This window comes from Ciceribacter ferrooxidans (genome assembly GCF_004137355.1).
Taxonomy (GTDB): Bacteria; Pseudomonadota; Alphaproteobacteria; order Rhizobiales; family Rhizobiaceae; genus Allorhizobium; species Allorhizobium ferrooxidans.
Map to the genome: position 1 here is coordinate 68,186 of NZ_SDVB01000106.1, position 15,706 is coordinate 83,891.

The following is a 15,706-nucleotide window of genomic DNA, read 5'->3' on the forward strand; positions in this document are numbered from 1 at the left end:
AAATATATTGCGCTGATTTCGAGGAAAGCCTCCCATGGACATTGCCGTCGCCCGCACCTTTCTGGAGGTCGTCAAAACTGGCAGCTTCGTGGGCGCGGCAGAGAACCTCCACATTTCGCAGACTGCTGTGAGCGCGCGCATCCGTGTGCTGGAAGAGCATCTGGGGCGGGCCGTATTCGTGCGGAACAAGGCCGGGGCGCGGCTGACACCGGCCGGCGAACGGTTTTTCCGTTTTGCGGCCGGTCTCGTACAGATCTGGGAGACCGCGCGCAGCACCGTCGCGCTCCCGCCCGGCCGGGCAGCCGTAATCACGCTCGGCGCGGAACTCAGCCTGTGGAGTCCACTGCTGTCGCAATGGCTCGTCTGGATGCGGCGCGAGTGTCCGGACATTGCCTTGTGCACGACGATAGAAACCGGCGAGCGATTGCTGGGGCTGGTGCAGGAAGGTGCTCTCGATGCGGCCGTTCTCTACGGCGCCCCGCGCAGGCCGGGACTTGTGGCCGAGTTGCTCTTCGAGGAACGCCTGGTGCTCGTGCGGACACCGTCGTCCGGTGACGAGGCCGAGATGGTTGGCGTAGACTGGGGTGAGGAATTCGCCGTAAACGTCCGCGCGGCATTTCCCGAACTCGCCAATCCCGCGGTCTCCATCGGTTACGGGCCGCTGGCGCTCGACTATATTCTCGCAGCCGGCGGCGCCGGTTACTTCCGCGAAGGATTTGTTCAGCCGCAACTTGCCGACCGACGGGTGGAAATCGTGCCCAACAGTCCCGTATTTTCCTATCCGGCCTATCTGATTTCGTCGGAACGGACCGATCCGGCAATGTTGCCGCTTCTTCGCGAGGGTCTGCGAGTGGCAGCAGCCGCGCGAGCCTAGCCTTTCGCGTCAGCCGGTCGGCAGACCAGGGAGTACGTGAATGACGCCTACACGTACCGAATCGTCCGACGAAGATTGAAGGCGCGACGCCGCTCTCACTTTCGCAAGTCCGATAAAGCTACCGACGAAAGAGCGATCTGCTGATGCGCCGCAAGAGTCCGGCCATGCCAAGGAGCCAGGCAGACAGCGCAACGAAGACGAGTAGCTTCGGCACCGGATCAAGAAACCCGTAACCCATGGCGCGGCCGAACTGGTATGTGCTCGTGCAGTACATGCCCATTGGAAACACCATTCCCCACACCGCAGGTTCGTACGTGAACCGGTCCTTCATCCAGATGTAGCGCCAGGCCATAAGCGCAAAGAGGAACGGGATCCACCAGCTCGCGACAGCCCAAAAGAAGAAGGTAAAGCCTCTCAGAAATGGCAGGAGCGGCTCGACCATCGGCCAGGTCTCGCCGCGAAGGACCAAAATGGAACCGGCCAGAGCCGTGATCGCCACGGCGCCCATGTTGATCCAATAGGGTGGACTAAAGTCCTCGCGACTGAGCGATATGAAGGTGAGCCGGTAGAAGATGAGCGGGATGATCGCGAGATAGAGCATGCAACCGATCAGGAACATGGCAAGCACCTGGAACTGGACCAACTCCGGCGGTGCCTCTGCGACATCGATCACGCCCCGCAACACCACTACGGACTGGGTGGAGACTGCGGCGATCAGCCAGGCACCGTTGATGCCTCGCGCGAGCGTCGGTTTGCCCCGCCGTACGGTGACGGCCGTAAAGAAGGTGTACATAACCACAAACCAGAGAAGCAGTCCGAACCACCACAGCACGGTGGCGATCCCTACCGCGCCCAGGACGACCATGTTCTGCGTTCCGAGAACGCAGGTGCTTGCAACGATTGTGAAGAATCCGGGCGCCCTCTGGTGATCCGAAATGTCACGGAAGAGCAGGTCGCGAAACCGCAGCGCTCGAACGAACGTCAAGACCCAGAGCACTGGATAGGCAATCCAGTTTACCAAGACGAGCATTAGCGCAAGGATACGCATTTCCAGGAGCTGGCAGGCGATGGAGACCACACCGGTCGCCATCACCAATGCGAAATACCCGGGGAACAACGTGGCCGCCGCACCAAGAATCGGGTGCTGCGGGACGCTCTCGGCGACGGCGAGGACATTCTCCTTCGTATGTCCTCTATCCGTGTCCATATTGCACCAGCAGATCGACCTGCAGAAAGAGGAGAACGAACAAGGTGTTGAGACCCCACGCCATGGTCAGCCACCTGGCCATCGTCCCCCAGAACGCGGCAGCATTATCCGCGCAGCGCCAGATGACGACCAAAATCCACAGGGTGTAGATCCCGAACGCGATTATGAGCATCTGCTGGACCAGCAGCTGTTCCAGGTAGACGGCGAGGGCATACAAGGCCGCGAATTCGCAGCTCAGGAAGACGCCATAGCCCCAGAATACGGCAGACAGAGGCATATCGCCTCGCCAGGCCCGAAGTTCTGGCGCGAAGAACCGGCCCAGGCACCACAAGACATAGGATCCCACTCTCGTCACTTCGCCGCCTGAAACATACGTGTCGCACCGACTCATTTGGTCAGCATACGCCCTGCCGCGACAACAATCCCGGCAAAAGCGCGCGACGGAGGATCAGACGTTCTTCGCGATGCCTCTCAATCAGCAGGGCGGCGGTCCCGGTGGCTTGCAGAGCGCCAAGGTCAGGATACGTCACCCCGGCGTCCTCCGCTCACCGTACAATCGAGGTTGGACAGCAGCCCGTCCTGAAGACCGTAGATCCAGCCGTGGATAGAGACATCCTTCCCTGCTTTCCAGGCCTCCTGCATCGTCGGCGTGCGGGCAAGTCGTTCGACCTGCGCGGCGATGGAGGCTTCGCACAGCCGGTCGAGGTCCTCCTCGCTCCAGCATTCGCGACACTCAAAGCGATTGTCGGCCACGTCGCGAACCGGCTGCAGCCAATGATCGATCAGCCCGAAGCGCTCTCCGCTTACTGCGGCCCGAATGCCGCCGCAGCCGTAGTGCCCGCAGATGATGATGTGCTTCACGCCCAGTTGGTTCACGGCATATTCTACGACCGACAGCATGTTGAGGTCGGCCGGATGGATCAGATTGGCGACATTGCGGTGCACGAACACCTCGCCCGGTTCGAGGCCGGCGATCACATTGGCCGGCACGCGACTGTCGGAACAGCCGATCCACAAGTAGTCCGGCGCCTGCAGCTTCGAGAGGCGCTCGAAATAGTCCGCCCTCTCTGCCTTGCGCTCTGCAGACCATGCTCTGTTGCGGATAAAAAGGTCTTCGATCATGACGACGCTCCGCTTCTGATTGACTGGGGGTCTATTCCCTCGAAAAATGACATCTGTCAAATCCGTAATCCGTCGCAAGCGGGGTCCGAGCACGGCCATTCCGGGCGTCGGACAGGGGCTGTGTCCGCTCCTGCGACGTTATTGCACTTTCATGATCGGGCATCCTGCGTTAAAAGTGGTATTTCAAATACCCATTTTATTTCGGCTACGGCCCTGCCTCCGGAAATCACCCCATGCGAATGACCCTCCACACCGACTATGCCTTGCGCATGCTGATCTACATCGCGACCCGGCCGGATCGCACATGCACGGTCATGGATGTCGCCGAAGCTTACGAACTCTCGCGCAATCATCTCATCAAGGTGGCACAGACGCTACGCGACCTCGGCCTTCTGGAGACGACCCGTGGCCGGACGGGGGGACTGCGATTGTTGAGGCCGCCGGGGGAAATCGGAATCGGCGCGCTGGTTCGGGCAACAGAAGAAGAGTTCTCCTTGGCCGAATGCATGCAGACCTGCGGCAGGCCTTGCGCCATTTCGCCGGCCTGTCGGCTCAAAGGATTGCTGCATGAGGCGCTGTCCGCCTTCCTCGTGGTCCTCGACAAATACACACTCGCCGACCTCGTGCGCAACAAGTCCGCACTTGGTCCGCTGCTCGGCATTGATGCCGCGATCGCCTGATCTACGAAAGGAAGACAGTTTATGGTAACGGGACTGACCGGTACGGAACGTCGCTTGGCCCTCGTCGTGCTCGGTATGCTCTCCCTCATCGGGCTTGCGATGGCCGTGGCCGGCCGCGGCGATCCGCTCGCCGCGCACGGCTACATCGTCCTCGTCTTCAGCCTCGGCCTGGGGTCTGCGGTGCTGTCGGTGGTCTTTGCGCCCGAGCCGCCGGCGAGCCGGCTTTCGGAGTATTACGACGACCCGACACGGGTTGGAATCATACTGGCGCTCGCATGGGCCGTCGTCGGGATGTTCGTCGGCGTATGGATCGCAGCCCTGCTCGCCTGGCCGGAACTGACCTTCGTGGATTCGGCATGGGCGAGCTTTGGGCGCCTGCGCCCGATACACACGTCCGGCGTCATCTTCGGATTCGGCGGCAATGCGTTGATCGCCACCTCCTTCCACGTGCTGCAGCGTACCTGTCGCGCGCGGCTGCCGGATCAGTTCAGCCCCTGGTTCGTCCTGATCGGATACAACCTCTTCTGTGTCATCGCCGCGACGGGCTATCTGATGGGCCTCACGCAGTCCAAGGAATACGCCGAACCGGAGTGGTACGCGGATATCTGGCTGGTCGTCGTCTGGGTCGTCTATTTTCTGATCTACATTCGCACGCTGCAGCGGCGGAAGGAGCCGCATATCTACGTGGCGAACTGGTACTACATGGCGTTTATCCTCGTCGTGGCGGTGCTGCACATCGTCAACAACCTCGCGGTCCCCGTCTCCTTCGGCCATGCAAAGAGCTACTCGCTGTTTGCCGGCGTGCAGGATGCAATGACGCAGTGGTGGTATGGGCACAATGCCGTTGCCTTCTTCCTGACGGCAGGCTTCCTCGGCATGATGTACTACTACCTGCCGAAGCGGGCAGAGCGGCCGATCTTCTCCTACCGGCTCTCCATCGTCAGCTTCTGGGGCATCACCTTCATGTACATGTGGGCGGGCGCTCACCACCTGCATTACACGGCCTTGCCGCAATGGGTGCAGACGCTCGGCATGACCTTCTCGATCGTGCTGCTGGTGCCGTCCTGGGCGTCCGCCGGCAATGCACTCGCCACCCTCAACGGCGCCTGGCACAGGGTTCGCGACGACGCGACACTGCGCTTCATGATGGTTGCCGCGGTGTTCTACGGCCTTTCCACCTTCGAGGGCTCATTCATGGCCATCCGCGCCGTCAACTCGCTCTCGCATTATACCGACTGGACCGTCGGCCACGTCCACGCCGGAGCTCTCGGCTGGGTCGCGATGATCACCTTCGGATCGATCTACGCTCTGGTGCCGTGGATGTGGAAGCAGGACCGCATGTACTCGCCCAAGCTGATCGAAGTCCACTTCTGGCTCGCCCTTGCCGGGACCGTCGTCTACGTCTTCGCGATGTGGAACTCAGGCATCATTCAGGGCCTGATGTGGCGAACCTATAACGACAGCGGCACGCTCGCCTATTCCTTCATCGACAGCCTGGTTGCCATGCACCCCTACTATATTGCCCGTGCGTTCGGGGGGCTTCTGTTCCTGACCGGCGCCGTCATTTGCGCTTTCAACGTAGGGATGACGATCCGGATGGCTCACAGGCGCCGCAAGGCCGAGGTTGACGGCGACGTGCCGCTCTATGCCGCGCCAGGCGTCACGCAGGCAGGAGAATAAGCATGAAGGAATTTTTCCATCGCAAGATCGAACGCAACGCGATCGGCTTCGTTCTGGCGATCGTCGGCGTCGCCTCAATCGGCGGGTTCGTCGAAATCGCCCCGCTGTTTACTATTCATGAGACGGTCGAGGCGGCGCCAGACATGCGTGTCTACACCCCGCTCGAGCTCGCCGGTCGCAACATCTATATCCGCGAAGGCTGTTACGCCTGCCACTCACAGATGATCCGGACCTTGCGCGACGAGGTGGAACGTTACGGGCCGTACTCTCTTGCCGTGGAGTCGAAATACGATCACCCGATGCTGTGGGGCTCCAAGCGTACAGGGCCGGACCTTGCCCGTCTCGGCGGCAAATACTCAGACGCCTGGCACGTAGCGCATCTCCTCAATCCGCGTGACGTCGTGCCGGAATCGGTGATGCCGCGCTACGGCTGGCTGAAGAGGAATCCACTCCGGATCGATGACCTCGGCGAGCACCTCGCGGCTCAGCGCGCGGTGGGAGCCCCCTACACGGACGCCATGATCGAAAATGCAACGGCCGACGCCCGGGGCCAGGCAGTACCGGACAGCCCTGAATCGTCCGGCGTGACGGAACGCTACGGCGAGGCGACCAATGTGCGCGCCTTCGACGGCAATCAGGGTGTGCTGACCGAGATGGACGCACTGGTCGCCTACCTCCAGGTCGTCGGTCAGCTGACGCAGGCAGCGCGGCAGGAAACCGCGGCGAAGGAGGACTGACGTGGAGTTCGACCACAACAGTGTCGTCGCCTTTGTGAAGAGCTGGGGGCTTTTCTACCTCGTCGCCATGGCACTTGGGATTCTGATCTACGCGCTCTGGCCGGGCAACCGGAAGCGATTTGACCGCGCGAAGAAGAGCATCCTCGACAAAGACGATCGGCCGGGAGACTGAGCATGGCCAAAGAGAGACACGATCCCGCCACCGGGCGGTGCACGACGGGACACGAATGGAACGGCATCGAGGAACTCGAAACGCCAATCCCACGGATCGTCCTGTTCTTTCTCGCCGTCACGACACTGATTGCAATCGGTTATTGGATACTCATGCCCGCCTGGCCTTTAGGGGTAACCTACACGAAAGGGCTGCTCGGCATTGACCAGCGCAAGGTCGTCGCCAAACAGGTCGAGGATGCCGCGGCGGCCCGGGCCGCCTGGACCGACCGCATCGCCCAGGCGAGCCTCAGTGAAATCGCGGCAGATCCGGACCTGATGCGGCATGTGCGCGAGACCGGACGGACGCATTTCATCGACAATTGCGCCGCCTGTCACGGAACGGGAGGCACCGGTGGACCCGGATTTCCGAACCTTTCGGCGAAGGCCTGGCTTTGGGGTGGCGAACCGGAAGCCATCCTCGAGACGATCCGTGTCGGCATAAACTCCGCCCATGCGGAGACGCGGACCTCACAGATGCTGGCCTTCGGTCGGGACGGGACGCTCGAGCGTGAGCAGGTCCGTGCCGTCGCGGCTTACGTCCGCTCTCTCTCCGGCCTGCCGACGAGCGCCGACAACAAGGCCCTGATCCCTGCCGGCAAGGAGATCTTTTCGGCGAACTGCACGGCGTGTCACGGCGAGGACGCTCGCGGCAACACCGACATCGGCGCACCGAATCTCACCGACGAGACCTGGATCTACGGCAGCGACGCGCAAACCGTCTTCACCACGATCTATTCCGGACGACAAGGCCAGATGCCGAGCTGGGAAAGCCGACTTTCCCCAGTCGATAGGAAGCTGCTGGCACTTTATGTCGGCACTCTCGGAGAAGACCGCCAATGAGTAAGGTCATGGAGAAGACCGGGCTGCGCGAGCGCCTCAACTGGCGTGTCGTCTCCTGGCTGCTTGTCGGCGTGGGTGCATTCGTCATTGTCGGGGCAAATGTCCACCTCGTCTACGTCGCAACAGGTAGTCAGTCCGCATGCGTGGATCACCTGAAGGCAGAAGGCAGCGACGGCACATATCGTGCCGCAGCGTCAGCCTGCTGAGAGGAGCAAGAACAAATGGGAACGACGCAGAAAACCGCCAACACGAGCATACCTCTCGCCGAGCAGCGACGACGTCACCTGCCCGCCAAGGCCGCGTTCGGCTGGCTTTCGGCAGGTTGGCGCGACCTCTGGCACAATCCGCTTCCGAGCCTCCTCTACGGCTTTGCCGTCTTCCTGCTCTCGGCTGCGATCGTCTGGAGCCTCTTTCGCCTTCAGCTCGACTATATCCTCTTTCCGGCTCTCGCAGGCTTTATGGTGGTCGGCCCGCTGGTCGCCATCGGTCTCTATCGCAAGAGCCGGGATATCGAAGAGGGTGTTCACCCCAGCCTCGGACGCATGGTCCTCGTAAAGGCCGCCTCCGGTGCGCAGGTCTGGTACACGGGCGCTATCCTCTGCCTGCTGATGCTGGTCTGGATGCGCGCAGCCGTCATCATCTACGCGCTCTTCATGGGATTGCGCCCCTTTCCGGGACTGGACCGTATCGTGACAACGCTCTTCACGACGACCGAAGGACTGGGGATGATCCTCGTCGGCACCGTGGTCGGCGGGCTTTTCGCCGCCTTCTCCTTCGCCATCAGCACATTCGCCATCCCGATGCTCCTAGCCGAGCGGACGGACGCTTTCACGGCGATGGGCACAAGCATCTCGTTCGTCTTCCGCAATCTGCCGGTCATGCTCGTCTGGGGCGCAATCGTGCTTGCACTGAGCGTCATTGGCATCGTCACGGGGTTTCTCGGGCTCATCATCATCTTTCCGCTGCTCGGCCATGGCACCTGGCACAGCTACAAGGCAATCCGATGAAAGGCCGCCCCGCTCCTGAACGAACGATCGTCATCGACGGGAAGCCGCTTCCCGCAGTGCTCGACGAAGCGATGGTTCATTCCGTTGTCCACGGATTCTACGACAGAATTCGCAAGGATGAACTGCTGGCTCCGATCTTCGATGGTGCCATCCCACCGCAAGACTGGCCGTCACATCTCGACAAGATGTGCGCCTTCTGGTCCGCCACACTTCTTCGCACCGACCGGTATGATGGCCGCCCGCTGCCGGCCCACCTTGCCATCCCAGAATTGGCGGAGGAGCATTTCCGTCGATGGTTGTCGCTGTTTCGAGACACTGTCGAGCAGCTCTGCCCACCTGAGGTGGCAAATCTCTTCCTCGATCGGGCGCTTCGCATCGCCCACTCCTTTCGTCTTGCAATCGCCTTTCATCGCGGTGAAGATTCTATGCGGATCGTTCCGATTTCGCGTGACGCGCTGTCCTGACATCGTGGAGGTCGCGGCTCTCGAAGGACACGGGTTTCCCTGACGCTTCCGATGACGCAAGTCGCCCGTGTCTCGATGCGCCTTCGAGAATGACGCGCAAAGGCCGGAACCTTTCGTCCCGGCCGGCATCCAATGCCGGACGAACGGAGAATAGAGCCATGTCACCCTTGCAGATGCCCATGCTTCCCACCGGCGCCGAGGCCGAGGCCGACCTCGTACGGCGAGCCATTTCCGGCGACGTGCAGGCCGTCAGGGCGATCATTCGCACGCACAACCAGCGCCTTTACAGGTTGGTGCGAGCCGTCATCCGCAGCAATGCTGACGCGGAGGATGTGCTGCAGGAGGCCTATCTGAGTGCGTTTTCCAATCTCAACCGCTTTGCTGGAGACGCCTCCCTGTCGACGTGGCTTTCGCGGATCGCCCTCAATGCCGCCCTGGCACGGCTGCGCGCGCAAAAACGCCTGAAACGCGCAGCGCCGGCACGACCTTCGACAGATGCAGACATTCTTCCCTTCCCGGGCTCCCTCCCCACAGCCGATCCGGAGCGCATCATGGCGCAGCGACAACTTCTCAGTCTCGTGGAAGAGGCGACCGACGCGCTTCCCGAAACCTTCCGCCTCGTTTTCGTGACGCGGGTCATCGAAGGTCTGAGCGTCGAGGAAACCGCATCCCTGCTCGACATACCGATCGCCACCGTCAAATCGCGGCTCCACCGCGCTCGCAGGCTGATCAGGAGCCGTCTGGAGGAGCGGATCGGGCCCGTCATGACGGACGCCTTCCCCTTTGCGGGCACACGCTGCGACCGATTGATGGAAACCGTCATCGCAAGACTCGGTCTGACAAAATAGCGGGAACCTCCACGACTGGCCGGCATCAAATGCAGTGCCAACCGAAAACAAGCGCCCACGCATAATGCCGGCGCCAAGGAGACCCCGATGAAAACGCTTATCGCCGCGGCCGGTGCCGCCTGCCTCATGCTCATTGCCCCGCTCGCCTCGGCCGCCGACGCGCCGAGCGATCCTCAGATCGCTCATATCGCCTACAGCGCCGGCGTCATCGACGTCGAAGCTGCCAAGCTCGCCCTTTCCAAGACGACCAATGCGGATGTCAAAGCCTTTGCAGAGTCCATGCAGAAGGACCATGAGGCGGTGAATGACATGGCACTCGCGCTCGTGAAGAAGCTGAACGTCACGCCCGAGGACAATGCCACAAGCCAGGCGCTTGCCAAGGTCGCCGAGGACAAACGTGCAGAACTCGCCAAGCTCGACGGCGCTGCCTTCGACAAGGCCTATATCGAGAACGAGGTCGCCTACCACAAGCAGGTCAACGGAGCACTCGAGACCGTGCTGATACCCTCGGCACAGAACGCCGAGTTGAAAGGCCTGCTCGAGACCGGCCTCAAGCTCTTCCAAGGCCACGAGCAGCATGCCGAATACGTCGCGGCAGGTCTGAAATGACCGCAACCCTCATCCGTCGCAGAAGCCTTCTGCTTGCCGGACCGATGCTATTGACCGTCCAAGCGGTGGCCAAAGCGCACGACGGCACGGTGCATGTCGCCGTCGAGAAGCTCGCTTTCACCCCCGCTGAAATCGAGGTGGGGGTCGGTGAGACCATCGAATGGACCAACCGGGATCCCTTTGCGCACACCGCCACGGTCAAGGGCGGCTGGGAGGTCCTGATCCCACCTGGAAAATCGGCGACACATGTGGTCGCGCCGGGTGACACCGTGGACTACTTCTGCCGATGGCACCCGAACATGAAGGGGCGGATCAAGGTCATCGCCTGAGAAGAGAGCATTTGCCGGGCAGCCCGCCCGGCAAATGCGAGGCGGAAACCGGCTCCACCGGCAGGCCCCGACGCCACCGACGACGTGTTCGTCCGCAGAAAGAAATACGCCCGGACTAACTCTGAAAGCTCGTGCCATTGCATGGATCGGATGCCGCAGTCGAGGCCGTTCGGAACCCCAGAGTATTATGGCGCCGGACGAAGGCGGTGGGGCCTTGATCGATGACGCGCAAAAACTGGGACCTTGCGCCTCAAGATGACTACCTGCATCGCCGTCATCGACCGATGTCATACCCCCTGTTTGGCCGAGGGGTACGATCGTGAACGGTCTCGAAGCCTTCCACCCACGTGATTTGCTGCAACGCTTTCAGTTTTTCGAGCATCGCTTCCAGAGCGCGACGTTGCGCCGGCGGTACCCGCTTGATGATCTCCCGCTCGCCCCGCCGAATTGCGCCTTTGCCAAACCGCTCGTCGAGTGCCCGGCTGACGGACGCCAACTCGCGTCGTACCAGGGGATCGAGGAAAGCTGAGGACGCGCGGGGTATTATGGCCTTGTCCTTCATTCGTCTCGCGAAGGTCCGCAGGGCTTCTTCGGCGGCTTGCGACAATCCGGGAACGGCGACGGCCATGCTGCGTCGTTCCTCCGCGACCGCTCGGCGCTCCGCGGCGAAGGCGCCGACGTAAGCCGCCGCGAGAGCGCGCAGACGGACGCTCGCTTGCGCGACCGAACGCTGTGCCTCCTTCCGTTCTGCGCCGGAGGCAAGCATTCGGTTCATCAGGCGACTCGAGCCGCGCAACGCACCGTACGCAGACGGGTCGTTGGCCACGGCTGCAGCGATCCTCTCGCCGGCAAAGCCCTCCATGATCAAGGCCTCGATCTTGTCGACGGCGCCTGCGGGATCGCGCCATATACGGCTAGCCGTCTCGGCGAGTGCGAGCCGATTATCCCGGTAGGGCACAGAGGCGAGTGCGCGCTCCCTCGCCTCATCCGCAATCGTTGTTTTGAACTCCGTCACGGCAGCGAGGATCGGCAGCATGTTGGCAGGCCCGCTCGTGGCCGCGATGCTCGCGCCGGCAACGATCTTCGAGCGGTCGTGCCTCTCGGCCAGCTGCTGTTCATCGGCAAAGCGCCTTACGGCGCGAAAGAGCCGGACAAGCGCCTCCCGACGCTCTGGATGAAGATCCTCAGGCATCCGTTCGAGCATCTTGCGTTCGGCAACTGCACGCGCCTTTTCGGTGAACGCGTCAGAGCCGAAGCGCGCGGTCAGCGCCTCGTCGGCGGCTTTGACCTCCCGAACCAGCGGACGGTCCTCGGCGGCATAGGTGAAGGCCGTTTTGTAGGCATCATTCCCACCGCGTTCGCGGACGGTCTCGATTTCGACAAGACGCGCCATTGCCTGTCTCGAGAGCGCAGGGACCGACAATGCCATATGTGCACGCCGCTGCTGCTCACCCCTGGCAAAGCATCCTGCCTGCCTGCAAAACTCGACCGCATGCGCACGCGCCAACGGCAACATCGCTGATACGGCGGCCATTGCACCTCTGCGCTCATTGCGGGCTGCACGACCATCGATGATCAGGTCGGAACCGCGCAGACGGCCGAGGCGTTCTGGTGCAGACCTGAGACCATCGGCAAGCTCGCGCGGCTCAATCCTGGCGGCCGATGCGAGCGCGTTCAACGCCGACATCGCGCGATCCGGGTCGCGATAGATCCGGGTGAGCACTGGGCGCAGGATGGCCTCACGTTCCTTCCACCGCTGCGAGGAGACCTGAGCAAGACGTGCATCCTCCTCGACGCTGCGGGAGAATTTCGTGGTGGGCGGGATGAGATATTTTTCACCCAACGGGATTCCCGCTTCACGCAACGCGTTTTCGGGCGAGAGCGATGCGGTCCGTCCCTCGTTGTACGAGACACGTCGTTCGCGCTCAATCGCAAAGCCGAGTGCAACGCTCGCCCGCTCCCAGAGCTTAGCCACCTGCCCGCGCTTTTCCGCAATCCACGCCAGTCGCCGGGCAACGCCTTCCTCCATCCCGGCTGTGGCGTTGGCGAGTGTGTCGATCCCGCGCCGACGTGCGAAATCGCGGGCGTGCGCCTGATAACCCTCCTCGCTTTCAAAATCGAGGGTCGTGGTCTTCGCCCCGGATCGGCCGAGGCGCTCGACAAGTTGCTTGAACAACTCCGGCCTTCGGCTTTCCCGCTCGATCCTCTCCCGGCGTCTATCGGCAGTTTCGATCTGCCTTGCGGTCCATACGTTTCGGTCGACCTCCCTTTCCTCGAAGCGCCTTTGCCCGGTGTTCTCATCGGTAACGGGAACCTTGACCTTGACCCGCTCCACGCCGTCCTTTCGCAGCGTGACCGTGTCGCCTTTTGAAATGCCACCCTCCTTGAGCGCCTTCGGCAGGCTCACGCCCCAAAGCCGATGGACGGTTCCGTCGTCCGCCATCACGTCGGCATAAGGGCTCTCTTCCGTATCCTGCTCAGTGGGGCGGAACCTGGCTCGTCCGGCCGCCACAAGCTCGCCGGTGACGCCGGCGGCATGATCGACGCGGGGCTTGCGGTCCCAGTCCCGCTTCGGTTCAAAATCTTCCTTCGCGGCATAGAGATCGGCGCGGTCGCGATGGCGTGTCATTGCCACATAGGTCAGGTGCTGATCCATCATCCCGGTCGCGAGCACGAAGGTCCGCTCCACCGTCGACCCTTGGGACTTATGGATGGTCGCGGCATAACCGTGATCGACGTTGCGGTAGCTGTCCTCGCTGATGACGAGGTCACGGCCGTTGTCGAGGCGCACCGTCAGAAGCGGATCGCCTCGTTTGCTGCCGGTTGAAACGACCGTGCCGAGCATGCCGTTCCTGATATATTGAGGGCCGCACGATTTCGCCCGCGGCTCGACGAAACGGGCGTTCTCAAGGAAGATGATGCGGTCGCCGGCAGCGAATTCGCGACGGCCACGCGCCGTCTGGAATTGACGCGCGCCGGTCAAAGCGCCCTCACCGATAATTACGTTGCGCAAGGTCTCGTTAAGCTCTCGAACATCATCGTTGGTGTGGGCAAGGACGAGCAGTTCGTCACCGCGTGGGCGGCTTGGTTGTTCAATTGCGGCGGACTTCCTGATGAGGTCGCTGCGGGCTTCGGCCCAGTCGGCAACAAGGCGCTCGATGACATCAGGACGTGTTTCGGACTCGATAATGCGGCCTCGTTGGGCGTAGGCATCAAGGCCCTCCTCGACCCTGCCGCGCGCAAACAGACGCGATGCGTGACGAGCCCAGGCATCGCGCTGGCGGCGCACTCCGGACAGTTCTGCAAAGCCGATCCGTTCAGTCATTGCCCTGAATGCCGCGCCCGCCTGGATCGGCTGCAACTGCATGGCGTCGCCGACGAGCACGACCTTTGCCCTTGCCCTCGCGACGAAGTCGAGGACGCGTGACATTTGTTGTGAGGAGATCATGCCGGCTTCGTCAATCACGAGGACGTCACCGCGTTTGAGCTGTTCCCGGCCGGAGGCCCAGGCCAGTTCCCAGGAGGCCAACGTACGCGATCTGATCCCCGAACTGTCCTCCAGCCCTTCGGCCGCCTTGCCGGCAAGTGCGGCGCCGATCACCCGACGGCTGTCGCTTTCCCAGGCGATGCACGCGGCCGAAAGCAGGCTCGACTTGCCTGCGCCCGCAAGACCGACGACCGCTGCGATGGCATGGTCACCCGTCACGTGACGGATGGCATCGACCTGCTCCGGATCGAGCCGGAGGGGCTTTCGTGGATCCTGTTCGATCTGTGCAATCGCGGCGGCGACCACATCGACCGAAATCGCAAAGCCACGGCGCTTCGACAGGATGCGCGCCGCCTGTGCCATGTCATATTCGGTGCGCAGGATCTCGCGCGTCGTGAAGATCGCCGGTTCCGTCACCTGACCCTTTTCGGCAGCAAGCCCCTGAGGCCTCAGCAGGAGCAGGCTGTCAGAGCTCATAAGCCGCGCGCGGATGTTTGCGAAATCCACCGGATCATCGACGTAGCGATGAAGCGCCCTGGCGATGTCCCTCTCGCTAAAGGTGGAGCGTTCATTTGCGAGCTGCCTGAGGAGAAGCTCGGGATCCCCCATAAGCCGATCGGACATCGCCTGCCGGTATGCCAGGTCGGCGGGCGCGAAGTACATCTCCGTGCCCCTGCGCACGAGCGCCGCCTTCTCCGGCCCGAGGTGTCTTTGGGCCATCCCCTCCAGGCCCTGTTCGGCATAGGGGCGACCATCAAGGCGGATGTCATGGCCGGCAAGCGTCAGATGCCGGTTGGCGGTTTCCGCCCACGCGATCTTCCATTCCTTCATGGTTTCCTTATCGCCAGCCCAGAGCCTGTAGACGATCTTCCCGCTTGGCCTGCCCGGCGTGACGACACGCAATGGCTCGCCGTTCCCGTCAAGCACAGGGACCTTCTTCGGTCCGAAGCCTCCCGCCGTCAGGGGCCGCAAGGTCGTCATCAGATGGATGTGCGGATTGCCGTCCTTGTCGTGATAGACCCAGTCGGCCACCATGCCTTTTGAGGTGAGGGCATCATGGACAAACTCACGGACGAGCGCGATGTTCTCGCACCGCGTCAGTTCCTCCGGCAAAGCAATGATCACCTCGCGGGCGAGCTGTGCGTCCGCCCGCGCCTCGAAGGCATCTACCGCATTCCAGAGAGCCTCGCTTGCCCTTGCCACGGGCTTTCCGTCGATGAGCGATCTGATCCACTCCGGCGCCTGATCCGGCAATGCCAACTCCTCGTGTACCAGTTCGCGGGACCCGCCGCGATAGCTGAACGTCTCTCCGGTGAGCTCGTCCGTCATGCGGGCTCGGTGGCGATAGGCGGCGGCCGAGACGACGCCGCGTCCCGCTCCCCTGCTGATCACCTGCGCTCTGACGAACATGATCGCCAAGACCGTCTCCAGACCACTTCGAGCACGTCGCGGAAGCGACGTATATTGCGCCCTCGACGGACCGAACCCGAGGGGCCGGTTCGTCCTTCTGCCAGATGGCCGTCAACCAAAGCGTCGCGTGCCACCTGCTGACCGGCCTAGACTATTCGATTTTACTGATTTATTCTAGTTTGTATAATCGACGCAACCG

The 15,706-nt window shown here is 62.2% G+C and carries 16 protein-coding genes; 12 read left to right on the top strand and 4 right to left on the bottom strand.

Annotated elements, in window-relative coordinates; all coding sequences use genetic code 11:
- Positions 1–34 precede the first annotated feature (34 nt).
- Entirely contained in the window at positions 35–874 is an 840-nt protein-coding gene (locus EUU22_RS03550; protein WP_129330721.1) for a LysR family transcriptional regulator, read from the top strand.
- A 118-nt stretch (positions 875–992) separates the two neighbouring features.
- Here EUU22_RS03550 and EUU22_RS03555 read toward each other — a convergent pair whose 3' ends face one another.
- The 3 genes from EUU22_RS03555 to EUU22_RS03565 form a co-directional block, all read right to left on the bottom strand.
- Positions 993–2,081 (bottom strand): tellurite resistance/C4-dicarboxylate transporter family protein, encoded by a 1,089-nt coding sequence (locus tag EUU22_RS03555; RefSeq protein WP_129330722.1) that lies wholly within the window; start codon positions 2,079–2,081, stop codon positions 993–995.
- Positions 2,068–2,427 carry a hypothetical protein gene (locus tag EUU22_RS03560; protein ID WP_129330723.1) on the bottom strand — a complete coding sequence of 120 codons (360 nt, stop codon included), beginning with the start codon at positions 2,425–2,427 and terminating at the stop codon, positions 2,068–2,070. Before EUU22_RS03560 ends, EUU22_RS03555 begins: the two co-directional genes overlap by 14 nt.
- Before the next feature lie 170 nt (positions 2,428–2,597).
- Positions 2,598–3,203 carry a carbonic anhydrase gene (locus EUU22_RS03565; protein ID WP_129330724.1) on the bottom strand — a complete coding sequence of 202 codons (606 nt, stop codon included), beginning with the start codon at positions 3,201–3,203 and terminating at the stop codon, positions 2,598–2,600.
- A 233-nt stretch (positions 3,204–3,436) separates the two neighbouring features.
- Here EUU22_RS03565 and EUU22_RS03570 point away from each other — a divergent pair, with 233 nt between their 5' ends.
- The 11 genes from EUU22_RS03570 (at position 3,437) to EUU22_RS03620 (ending at position 10,610) form a co-directional block, all read left to right on the top strand.
- Complete coding sequence (locus tag EUU22_RS03570; protein ID WP_129330725.1) at positions 3,437–3,883, top strand: Rrf2 family transcriptional regulator; 447 nt, start codon at positions 3,437–3,439, stop codon at positions 3,881–3,883.
- 21 nt (positions 3,884–3,904) lie between these two features.
- Complete coding sequence (gene ccoN / locus EUU22_RS03575; RefSeq protein WP_129330726.1) at positions 3,905–5,563, top strand: cytochrome-c oxidase, cbb3-type subunit I; 1,659 nt, start codon at positions 3,905–3,907, stop codon at positions 5,561–5,563.
- Positions 5,564–5,565: 2 nt separating this feature from the next.
- Positions 5,566–6,300 carry a cytochrome-c oxidase, cbb3-type subunit II gene (gene ccoO, locus EUU22_RS03580; protein ID WP_129330727.1) on the top strand — a complete coding sequence of 245 codons (735 nt, stop codon included), beginning with the start codon at positions 5,566–5,568 and terminating at the stop codon, positions 6,298–6,300.
- A 1-nt stretch (position 6,301) separates the two neighbouring features.
- A complete protein-coding gene (locus EUU22_RS03585) occupies positions 6,302–6,472 on the top strand; it encodes a cbb3-type cytochrome c oxidase subunit 3 (protein ID WP_129330728.1) in 171 nt (56 codons plus the stop codon).
- Positions 6,473–6,474: 2 nt separating this feature from the next.
- Positions 6,475–7,353, top strand: coding sequence for a cytochrome-c oxidase, cbb3-type subunit III (gene ccoP, locus EUU22_RS03590; RefSeq protein ID WP_129330729.1), 879 nt, complete (start codon positions 6,475–6,477; stop codon positions 7,351–7,353).
- Positions 7,350–7,559, top strand: coding sequence for a hypothetical protein (locus EUU22_RS03595; RefSeq protein ID WP_245484898.1), 210 nt, complete (start codon positions 7,350–7,352; stop codon positions 7,557–7,559). The genes ccoP and EUU22_RS03595 overlap by 4 nt, the downstream gene beginning before the upstream one ends.
- Positions 7,560–7,574: 15 nt before the next feature.
- On the top strand, positions 7,575–8,360 hold the full coding sequence (locus EUU22_RS03600; protein ID WP_129330730.1) for a DUF2189 domain-containing protein: 786 nt from the start codon (positions 7,575–7,577) through the stop codon (positions 8,358–8,360).
- 56 nt (positions 8,361–8,416) lie between these two features.
- Entirely contained in the window at positions 8,417–8,824 is a 408-nt protein-coding gene (locus EUU22_RS03605; RefSeq protein ID WP_245484899.1) for a group III truncated hemoglobin, read from the top strand.
- A gap of 158 nt (positions 8,825–8,982) precedes the next feature.
- Positions 8,983–9,672 carry an RNA polymerase sigma factor gene (locus tag EUU22_RS03610; RefSeq protein WP_165351069.1) on the top strand — a complete coding sequence of 230 codons (690 nt, stop codon included), beginning with the start codon at positions 8,983–8,985 and terminating at the stop codon, positions 9,670–9,672.
- 87 nt (positions 9,673–9,759) lie between these two features.
- On the top strand, positions 9,760–10,281 hold the full coding sequence (locus tag EUU22_RS03615) for a DUF4142 domain-containing protein (RefSeq protein WP_129330733.1): 522 nt from the start codon (positions 9,760–9,762) through the stop codon (positions 10,279–10,281).
- On the top strand, positions 10,278–10,610 hold the full coding sequence (locus tag EUU22_RS03620) for a cupredoxin domain-containing protein (RefSeq protein ID WP_165351070.1): 333 nt from the start codon (positions 10,278–10,280) through the stop codon (positions 10,608–10,610). Before EUU22_RS03615 ends, EUU22_RS03620 begins: the two co-directional genes overlap by 4 nt.
- 274 nt (positions 10,611–10,884) lie before the next feature.
- On the opposite strand, the gene traA is transcribed toward EUU22_RS03620, so the two are convergent.
- Positions 10,885–15,516, bottom strand: coding sequence for a Ti-type conjugative transfer relaxase TraA (gene traA, locus EUU22_RS03625; protein ID WP_129330734.1), 4,632 nt, complete (start codon positions 15,514–15,516; stop codon positions 10,885–10,887).
- Positions 15,517–15,706 lie beyond the last annotated feature (190 nt).

What these genes read in the sequence shown, in the direction of transcription:
- EUU22_RS03550 (WP_129330721.1), top strand. Translation starts at nt 35, where the DNA reads ATGGACATTGCCGTCGCCCGCACCTTTCTGGAGGTCGTCAAAACTGGC.
- EUU22_RS03555 (WP_129330722.1), bottom strand. Translation starts at nt 2,081, where the DNA reads ATGGACACGGATAGAGGACATACGAAGGAGAATGTCCTCGCCGTCGCC.
- EUU22_RS03565 (WP_129330724.1), bottom strand. Translation starts at nt 3,203, where the DNA reads ATGATCGAAGACCTTTTTATCCGCAACAGAGCATGGTCTGCAGAGCGC.
- EUU22_RS03570 (WP_129330725.1), top strand. Translation starts at nt 3,437, where the DNA reads ATGCGAATGACCCTCCACACCGACTATGCCTTGCGCATGCTGATCTAC.
- ccoN (WP_129330726.1), top strand. Translation starts at nt 3,905, where the DNA reads ATGGTAACGGGACTGACCGGTACGGAACGTCGCTTGGCCCTCGTCGTG.
- ccoO (WP_129330727.1), top strand. Translation starts at nt 5,566, where the DNA reads ATGAAGGAATTTTTCCATCGCAAGATCGAACGCAACGCGATCGGCTTC.
- ccoP (WP_129330729.1), top strand. Translation starts at nt 6,475, where the DNA reads ATGGCCAAAGAGAGACACGATCCCGCCACCGGGCGGTGCACGACGGGA.
- EUU22_RS03595 (WP_245484898.1), top strand. Translation starts at nt 7,350, where the DNA reads ATGAGTAAGGTCATGGAGAAGACCGGGCTGCGCGAGCGCCTCAACTGG.
- EUU22_RS03600 (WP_129330730.1), top strand. Translation starts at nt 7,575, where the DNA reads ATGGGAACGACGCAGAAAACCGCCAACACGAGCATACCTCTCGCCGAG.
- EUU22_RS03610 (WP_165351069.1), top strand. Translation starts at nt 8,983, where the DNA reads ATGTCACCCTTGCAGATGCCCATGCTTCCCACCGGCGCCGAGGCCGAG.
- EUU22_RS03615 (WP_129330733.1), top strand. Translation starts at nt 9,760, where the DNA reads ATGAAAACGCTTATCGCCGCGGCCGGTGCCGCCTGCCTCATGCTCATT.
- EUU22_RS03620 (WP_165351070.1), top strand. Translation starts at nt 10,278, where the DNA reads ATGACCGCAACCCTCATCCGTCGCAGAAGCCTTCTGCTTGCCGGACCG.